Below are 8,104 nucleotides of genomic sequence, written 5' to 3' on the forward strand. Positions count from 1 at the left end.
ACCCCGCGCCGACCGGACGGCCGTCACCCGCGCCGACCCCCTCCACGCCGCCGGCCCCCTCCACGCCGCCGACCCCGTCCACGCCGGCGGCTGGCTCGGCGCTCGCCGCCGTCGACGCGCTGGCCGTCCGGGGCCGTGCCCCGCGCACCGGGTACGACCGCGACGCGTTCGGGCCGCGCTGGGCCGACGTGGACCGCAACGGTTGCGACACCCGCAACGACGTGCTGCGTCGCGACCTCGCCGGCACCACCCTCAAGCCCGGCACGCACGGGTGCGTCGTGCTGACCGGCACCCTGGTCGACCCGTACACCGGCGGGCGGATCGCGTTCGTCCGGGGTCAGGGCACCTCGCAGGCGGTGCAGGTCGACCACGTCGTCGCGCTCGCGGACGCCTGGCAGAAGGGCGCGCAGACGTGGGACGAGGAGACGCGCGAGCGCTTCGCGAACGACCCGCTCAACCTGCTCGCGGTGGACGGGCCGACGAACGCGAGCAAGGGCATGGGCGACACCGCGACGTGGCTCCCGCCGGCGCGCGGCTTCCGGTGCGCGTACGTCGCGCGCCAGGTCGCGGTGAAGCGCTCCTACGACCTGTGGGTCACGCGCGCCGAGCGGGACGCCATGCGCCGCGTGCTGGCGACGTGCCCGGACGAGCCGCTGCCCGCCCGGGCCGGCGGCTGACCGGCGTCAGCGCACGGGCAGCTGCTGCACCGACCAGGCGTTGCCGTCCGGGTCGGAGAAGCCGGTGAACCGGCCCCACGCGAGGTCCTGGACGGGTGCGGCGTCGACGCCGTGCTCGACGAGGTGGGCGTAGGCCTCGTCCGCGTCGTCCACGACGACCTGCAGCCCCTTGACGGAGCCGGGCGCCGCGTCGGTCAGGCCCTCGCCGATCGCGATCGAGCAGGCGGAGCCGGGAGGGGTGAGCTGGACGAACCGCAGACCCTCCTGCACGCGCTGGTCGTGGTCGACGACGAAGCCGACGCGGTCGGCGTAGAACTCCTTGGCGCGGTCGACGTCCGACACCGGGACGATCACGAGCTCGAGACGGAACTCCACGGGCATGGCGGCCTCCTCCATCGGGTCCGCCCAGCATCCCGCGGGGCACCGACACGCGGCCCCGGCTCAGCGCGGCGCGTGCCGGTCGAGGAACCGGTACACCTCCGTGGTGTCCACACCGGGGTAGGCGCCGACGGGCAGGGCGGCGAGCAGCGAGGCGTGCGGGCGCGCCGAGGGGATGGCGTGGTCGTCCCAGCGCTGCGCGAGCTCGGCGGGGGGCGTGCGGCAGCACGACGGGTCCGGGCACCGGCTCGTCGAGCGCTCCGTGGTCTCGCGGCCCTGGAACCACCGGACCTGCGAGAACGGCACGCCCACGCTCACCGAGAAGGCGCCCTGGGAGGACGGCTGCACGCGGGACGTGCACCAGTACGTGCCCGACGAGGTGTCGGTGTACTGGTAGTACGGCGAGAACCGGTCCGGCAGCGTGAAGACGACCCGCGCGGTCCACTGCCGGCACACCGGCTGCCCCTCGATCGCCCCGAGCGGGTCGGACGGGAACACGACGCCGTCGTTCTCGTACGCCTTGTGCAGCGTGCCGCCCTCGTGGACCTTCATGAAGTGCACCGGGATGCCGAGGTGCCGCGTCGCGAGGTTGGTGAACCGGTGCGCGGCGGTCTCGTACGGCACCGCGAACGCGTCGCGCAGGTCCTCCACCGAGATCCGGCGGTCGGCCTTGGCGGCCTGCAGGAACTCGACGGCCGAGTCCTCGGCCATCATCAGCGCGGCCGCCATGTAGTTCGCCTCGACCCGCTGGCGCAGGAAGTCCCCGTACGACGTCGGCTCGGTGTGCCCGAGCACGTGGCTCGCGAGCGCCTGGAGCAGCGGTGAGCGGCTGTCGTTGACGCCGGTGTTGCCCTGCGGCAGGTAGATCCGGCCGTTCTCCAGGTCGGTGACGCTGCGGGTCGAGTGGGGCAGGTCGGTGACGTAGTGCAGCGAGAAGCCGAGGTGCGCCGCGATCTCCGCGGTCGCGCGCTGCGAGAGCGGCCCGCCCGAGTGGCCGATCGCGGCCAGCAGCTCGCGCGCGTGCTGCTCCAGCTCGGGGAAGTAGTTGTCCTGCGCGCGCATGCGGGCGCGCAGCTCGGCGTTGGCGCGGCGGGCCTCCTCGGGGGTCGCGGCGTTCTCCCGCAGCAGCCGGCGCACCTCCTCCTGCAGCTTGACGAGGGCCTCCAGCGCGTCGCCCGGCAGCGACTTGCCCACCTTGACGGGCGGGATGCCGAGCGACGAGAACAGCGGGCCGCGCTGCGCCCGCTCGAGCTCGACCTCGAGCGACGCGCGGCGGCTCGGCGGGTCGGTGCGCAGCAGCTCGGCGAGCGGCACGCCCAGCGCGTCCGCGACCGTCGCGAGCAGCGAGAGCTTCGGCTCGCGGTGCCCGTTCTCGAGCATCGACACCTGGGAGGGCGCACGGCCGATCGCGCGCCCCAGGTCGTCGAGGGTCATGCCGCGCTGGGTGCGCAGGTGCCGGACGCGCCGGCCGAGGACGAGGGTGTCGATCCCCCCGGCGCTCGTCGTGCGCTCGTCGGCGGCCGTCCCGGCAGGGCCGTGCCCGTGCGTCGGCCGCGGTGCCGTCGTCGTCATGCCCACCACCGTCGCACCGGGCCCGCCCTTCCGTCCAGGAGAAGGACCGCGGATCTTCTTCCGCCGTGACCCGTGAAGTTCGGCCCGTCGGTTGCGAAGGTCGTGGTGAGGCCGCAGCGCCGGGAAGAACCGCAGAACAGCAGGACCGGTCGTGGGACGACTCTCCTGGGACCGGGCAGGACCACCCGACCCGCGCAGTACCAGCAACGGAGGCAGACATGAGCACGCAGACGGACCTGGCGACGACGCCGGGTCGGACGACCCGCCCCGGTGACCGCACGCAGACGGCGGCGGAGCTGGCGGCCGAGTGGGAGGTCGACCCGCGGTGGGCCGGCATCCGCCGTACCCACTCCGCCGAGGACGTCGTCGCGCTGCGGGGCTCCGTCGCCGAGGAGCACACGCTCGCCCGGCGCGGCGCCGAGCGCCTCTGGGAGCTCCTGCACAGCCGCACGCACGTGCCGGCGCTCGGCGCGCTCACGGGGAACCAGGCGGTGCAGCAGGTGCGCGCCGGGCTGGAGGCCATCTACCTGTCGGGCTGGCAGGTCGCGGCGGACGCGAACCTCTCGGGCCAGACGTACCCGGACCAGAGCCTGTACCCGGCCAACTCGGTGCCGGCCGTCGTGCGGCGCATCAACAACGCGCTGCTGCGCGCCGACCAGATCGACGTCTCCGAGAACGGCACGCCCACCCGCGAGTGGCTCGCGCCGATCGTCGCGGACGCGGAGGCGGGCTTCGGCGGCCCGCTCAACGCCTACGAGCTCATGCAGGCGATGATCGCGGCCGGCGCGGCGGGTGTGCACTGGGAGGACCAGCTCGCGGCCGAGAAGAAGTGCGGCCACCTGGGCGGCAAGGTGCTCGTCCCGACCAGCCAGCACGTGCGCACCCTGTCCGCCGCGCGGCTCGCCGCGGACGTCGCGGGCGTCCCGACCGTCATCGTCGCCCGGACCGACGCGCTCGGCGCGGACCTGCTCACGTCCGACGTCGACGAGCGGGACCACCCGTTCCTCACGGGGGAGCGCACGTCGGAGGGGTACTACCGCGTGCGGCCGGGCCTCGACGCGGTCGTGGCCCGCCAGTCGGCCTACGCCGAGTTCGCCGACCTGCTCTGGGTCGAGACCTCGACGCCCGACGTCGGACTCGCGATCGAGTTCGCGGAGCGCATCCACGAGCAGTACCCGGGCAAGCTGCTCGCCTACAACTGCTCGCCGTCGTTCAACTGGCGCTCGACGCTCGACGACCGGCAGATCGCCCGGTTCCAGCGCGAGCTCGCGGGGCACGGGTACGCCTTCCAGTTCATCACGCTGGCCGGCTTCCACGCCCTCAACCACTCGATGTTCGAGCTCGCCCGCGGCTACGCGCAGACCGGCATGACCGCCTACGTCGCGCTGCAGCAGGCCGAGCTCGCCTCCGAGGCCCACGGCTACACCGCCACGCGTCACCAGCGCGAGGTCGGCACCGGCTACTTCGACCGGGTCGCCACCGCGATCACCCCGGACGCCTCGACCCTCGCCCTCGCGGGCTCGACGGAAGCGTCGCAGTTCGCCCACTGACCACCCGTCCCACCCGCCGAGGTCGGCACTTCGGCCCGAGATCGTGACGTCGACGTCACGATCTCGGGCGGGACTCACGACCTCGGCGGGTGGGGATCCTGAGGAGCTCGTCATGACCGTGATCACCCCCGCCCCCGGGCGGACGCTGCTGACCGACCCCTTCCACCAGCCGCACCTCGACGTGACCGGGCCGGACGTCCCGGGCGCGCGCGAGATCCTGACGTCCGAGGCCCTGGACTTCGTCACCGACCTGCACGCCCGGTTCGCGGGCCGCCGGCACGACCTGCTGCTCGAGCGCCAGCACCGGCGCGACCGGTTCTCCAACGGCGCCGACCCGCAGTTCCTGCCGCTCACGGCCGGGATCCGGGCGGACCCGACGTGGAAGGTCGCGGGCCCCGGCCCGGGCCTGGAGGACCGACGGGTCGAGATCACCGGCCCGACGGACCGGAAGATGACGGTCAACGCCCTCAACTCCGGCGCCAAGGTCTGGCTCGCGGACCACGAGGACGCGATGAGCCCGACGTGGGAGAACGTCGTGGGCGGCCAGCTCAACCTGTTCGACGCGATCCGCGGGCAGGTCGACTTCACCAGCCCGGAGGGCAAGGAGTACCGGGTCGGCGAGCAGACGCCGACGATCGTGTTCCGGCCGCGCGGCTGGCACCTGACGGAGAAGCACCTCGACTTCGTCGACCGGGCGGGCCAGCGCTACGCGGCCTCGGGCTCGCTGGTCGACGCGGGCCTGTACCTCTTCCACAACGCGCAGGCGCTCGTCGACTCCGGACGCGGGCCGTACCTGTACCTGCCGAAGCTGGAGTCGCACCTCGAGGCGCGGCTGTGGGACGAGGTGTTCCGGTTCACCGAGACCTACCTGGGCCTGCGGTACGGCACCATCCGCGCGACCGTGCTCATCGAGACCATCACGGCCGCGTTCGAGATGGAGGAGATCCTCTACGAGCTGCGCGACCACTGCGCCGGGCTCAACGCCGGCCGCTGGGACTACATCTTCAGCGTCATCAAGAGCTTCCGGAACCGCGGCCAGCGCTGGGTGCTGCCGGACCGCGGCAAGGTCACGATGACGGTGCCGTTCATGAAGGCGTACACCGAGCTGCTCGTCGCCACGTGCCACCGCCGCGGCGCGCAGGCCATCGGCGGCATGAGCGCCTTCATCCCGAACCGCCGCGACCCGGAGGTGACGGAGCGGGCGCTCGCGCAGGTCCGCGCCGACAAGCAGCGCGAGGCGGGCCAGGGGTACGACGGCACCTGGGTCGCGCACCCGGACCTCGTGCCGGTCGCGCGGGAGGTCTTCGACGAGGCGTTCGGCGACCGCACCGACCAGCGGCACCGGCTGCGCGAGGACGTGCTCGTGACGGCGGGCGACCTGCTGGACGTCCCCTCGGCCGGCGGCGCCGAGCCCGGTGCGGTCACGGACGCGGGGCTGCGCGGGAACGTCTCCGTCGCCCTGCGGTACCTCGAGGCGTGGCTGCGCGGCACGGGTGCGGTGGCGATCGACAACCTCATGGAGGACGCCGCGACGGCGGAGATCTCGCGCTCGCAGGTGTGGCAGTGGGTGCACCACGGCACGCCGACCGACTCCGGCACGACGATCACCGCGGAGCACGTGCGCCGGGTGCTGGCGGACGTCCTGGCCGGGCTGCCCCGCGCCGAGGGCGACCGGTTCGACGACGCCGCGACGCTGTTCGAGCAGGTCGCGCTGGCGGAGGACTTCCCGACGTTCCTCACGGTGCCCGCCTACACGGGCTACCTCGTCGAGCAGCCCTGACCGCCGGACGGCCCGGCCCGGGTCCCGCAGCGCCGCGGGGCCCGGGCCGTCGCCCTGCCGGCCGTCGTCGCGGGCCGGACGTCGCGTCAGGCGGCGCGGAACCGGCCGGGCGTCACGCCGAGCAGGCGGCGGAAGTGCCGGGTGAGATGGGGCTGGTCGTGGAACCCGGCGAGCACCGCGGCCTCGGCGGTCGGCACGCCCGCGAGCAGCATCCGGCGCGCGCGGTCGACGCGGCGCCCGACGACGTACCGGTGGGGCGGCATCCCGTACGCGCGGCCGAACGCCCGGACGAGGCGCGTCGGGTGGGTGCCGAGCTCGGCGGCCAGGGCGACGAGGGTCGTGCGGTCGTCGGCGTCGAGACGGTCCCGCACGTGCCGGGCCGTCGCGTGGTCGGCACGGTCGACGTCGCGGCGCTCGCGGACCGCGCGGCGGTCCAGGTGCGCGACGACGCGCTCGGCGACGAACGCCAGCCGCGACTCCGACTCGAGGTCGTCGCGGCGCCCCAGGCTGCCGTGCAGGGCACGGACGGCGCGGGCGAGCTGCGCGTCGGCCACGTGCGGGGCGTCGGCCGCGGCACCGGCGAGCCGGGCGGGGAGCCAGCGCTCGTCGACGTACAGCACGCGCTTGTCGAAGCCGCCGGGCAGCGCGGCGCGGCCGTCGTGGGGCACGTGCGGCGGCAGGACCGTGAGCGAGCGGGGCGGCGCCTGGTGGCGGGCGCGGTCCAGGGCGTAGTCGACCCCGCCGGTGTCGACGAGGAGCAGGGTCCAGTCCCCGTGCGTGTGCGCCGGGTACGCGTGGTGCGTGAAGTGCGCGTGCAGCACCTCGTTGACACCCGGGACGTCGGGGCGCCACGCCCTCACCCGCTCGTCGTGGCCCACGGCGTCACGCTACGCGCGCAGGAACGTGCAAGACGAGGCGCCTGCGCCGCCCGCACGCTGCCGGCATGGACGAACCGGTGCGCTTCGAGACCAAGATCGCCGTCCTCGTGCGGGACGACCTCGCCCCCTGGCAGGCGCTCAACGTGACGGCGTTCGTCACCAGCGGGATCGTGGGGCGCTCGCCCGAGCTGCTCGGCGAGCCGTACGAGGACGCCGACGGCACGCGCTACCTGGCGCTGGCGGGGCAGCCGATCGTCGTCCTCCAGGGCGACCGGGAGCTCCTGCGCACCGTGCACGCCCGGGCGCTGGCGCGGGAGCTGCCGCTCGCCGTCTACGTGCACGAGATGTTCTCGACCGGTCACGACGCCGCGAACCGGGCCGCTGTCGCCGCGGTGCCGCGCGACGGGCTGGACCTCGTCGGCCTCGCGCTGCACGGGCCGCGCAACGCCGTCGACAAGACCGTCAAGGGCGCCCGCCTGCACCCGTAGCCGGGCGGGGCGTCCCCCGGGCGGCGCTGCTGGGCGGGTCGCCGCAGGCCGTAGCCTGGCCCGAGCCGGCGGACGGAGGACGAGGGTGCGGCCATCGGACCGGCGGGTGCTGCTCGTGGCGGCGCTCGCGGGCGTCGCCGTCGTGGCCGCCGGGGTCGCCGGGCCGTGGCACGTCGTCCTGCGCGACGTGTCGATCCCCCGGTTGCCGCCGGTGCCGCAGGAGCTCGTGCCGCAGCCGTCGCCGACCGCGTCCGCCCTGCCCGAGGCGATGGACGACACGGGCCTCGACCCGCTGCTCGTCGTGCTGGCCGTGCTCGTCGCCGTCGCGGCCGCGCTGGCGCTCTGGTACCTCGCCGCCGCGCTGCGACGCCGGGGCGGGCCGGGGGAGGTCGAGGAGCCGGTCGGGGACGCGGTGCTCGGCGACGCGCTCACCGGTGTGCCGACGGGCCGCGAGCTCAGCGAGGCGGTCGACCGGGCCGCCCGCGCGCTCGCGGACCTGCCGCCGGGCGACGCCGTCGTCGCCGCGTGGATGGAGCTCGAGCGGACCGCCGCGAGCGGGGGCATCGAGCGGGACCCGGCGCAGACGCCGACCGAGTTCACCCTCGCGGTGCTCGACCGGACGCACGCCGACGCCGGGGCGGTGCGCGAGCTGCTGCGCCTCTACCTCGCCGCGCGGTTCAGCGACCACGCGGTCTCGGCCGACGACGTCCGCGCGGCGCGGGCGGCGCTGGCGCGGATCGGCGACGCGGTGCGCCGGGCGGCGAGCGACCCCGACGGGGGC

8 protein-coding genes are annotated in these 8,104 nt (G+C 75.0%); 5 read left to right on the forward strand and 3 right to left on the reverse strand.

The window, feature by feature from the left end; translation table 11 throughout:
• The coding region (locus HGCM_RS16845) for an HNH endonuclease family protein (protein WP_019135673.1) at nucleotides 1-677 on the forward strand (677 nt) is incomplete at its 5' end.
• 6 nt (nucleotides 678-683) lie between these two features.
• Here the strand turns inward: HGCM_RS16845 and HGCM_RS04450 are convergent.
• Both HGCM_RS04450 and HGCM_RS04455 read right to left on the reverse strand, forming a co-directional pair.
• Nucleotides 684-1,058 (reverse strand): glyoxalase superfamily protein, encoded by a 375-nt coding sequence (locus HGCM_RS04450; RefSeq protein WP_019135674.1) that lies wholly within the window; start codon nucleotides 1,056-1,058, stop codon nucleotides 684-686.
• Nucleotides 1,059-1,118: 60 nt separating this feature from the next.
• Nucleotides 1,119-2,627, reverse strand: a complete 1,509-nt coding sequence (locus HGCM_RS04455) for an XRE family transcriptional regulator (RefSeq protein ID WP_019135675.1) — start codon at nucleotides 2,625-2,627, stop codon at nucleotides 1,119-1,121.
• 218 nt (nucleotides 2,628-2,845) lie between these two features.
• On the opposite strand from HGCM_RS04455, the gene aceA reads away from it, so the two are divergent.
• Nucleotides 2,846-4,177 (forward strand): isocitrate lyase, encoded by a 1,332-nt coding sequence (gene aceA / locus HGCM_RS04460; protein ID WP_019135676.1) that lies wholly within the window; start codon nucleotides 2,846-2,848, stop codon nucleotides 4,175-4,177.
• Between the two features lie 112 nt (nucleotides 4,178-4,289).
• Nucleotides 4,290-5,957 carry a malate synthase A gene (gene aceB, locus HGCM_RS04465; protein ID WP_019135677.1) on the forward strand — a complete coding sequence of 556 codons (1,668 nt, stop codon included), beginning with the start codon at nucleotides 4,290-4,292 and terminating at the stop codon, nucleotides 5,955-5,957.
• A gap of 86 nt (nucleotides 5,958-6,043) precedes the next feature.
• On the opposite strand, the gene HGCM_RS04470 is transcribed toward aceB, so the two are convergent.
• The gene (locus HGCM_RS04470) at nucleotides 6,044-6,835 is read right to left on the reverse strand and encodes a helix-turn-helix transcriptional regulator (RefSeq protein ID WP_019135678.1); all 792 of its coding nucleotides are present in this window, start codon (nucleotides 6,833-6,835) and stop codon (nucleotides 6,044-6,046) included.
• A 65-nt stretch (nucleotides 6,836-6,900) separates the two neighbouring features.
• Between HGCM_RS04470 and HGCM_RS04475 the strand changes: the two genes are divergently transcribed.
• Both HGCM_RS04475 and HGCM_RS19650 read left to right on the forward strand, forming a co-directional pair.
• The gene (locus HGCM_RS04475; protein WP_019135679.1) at nucleotides 6,901-7,323 is read left to right on the forward strand and encodes a DUF2000 family protein; all 423 of its coding nucleotides are present in this window, start codon (nucleotides 6,901-6,903) and stop codon (nucleotides 7,321-7,323) included.
• Nucleotides 7,324-7,408: 85 nt separating this feature from the next.
• A partial coding sequence (locus tag HGCM_RS19650) for a DUF4129 domain-containing protein (protein ID WP_161604962.1) occupies nucleotides 7,409-8,104 on the forward strand: 696 nt, incomplete at its 3' end.

The sequence above is a fragment of the Cellulomonas massiliensis JC225 genome (assembly GCF_000312005.1).
In the GTDB taxonomy this organism is placed as follows: Bacteria; Actinomycetota; Actinomycetes; order Actinomycetales; family Cellulomonadaceae; genus Cellulomonas; species Cellulomonas massiliensis.

Bases quoted from the DNA above. Each gene is read 5' to 3' on its own strand.
- aceA (WP_019135676.1), top strand. From the start codon at position 2,846: ATGAGCACGCAGACGGACCTGGCGACGACGCCGGGTCGGACGACCCGC.
- HGCM_RS04455 (WP_019135675.1), bottom strand. From the start codon at position 2,627: ATGACGACGACGGCACCGCGGCCGACGCACGGGCACGGCCCTGCCGGG.
- HGCM_RS04450 (WP_019135674.1), bottom strand. From the start codon at position 1,058: ATGCCCGTGGAGTTCCGTCTCGAGCTCGTGATCGTCCCGGTGTCGGAC.
- HGCM_RS04475 (WP_019135679.1), top strand. From the start codon at position 6,901: ATGGACGAACCGGTGCGCTTCGAGACCAAGATCGCCGTCCTCGTGCGG.
- aceB (WP_019135677.1), top strand. From the start codon at position 4,290: ATGACCGTGATCACCCCCGCCCCCGGGCGGACGCTGCTGACCGACCCC.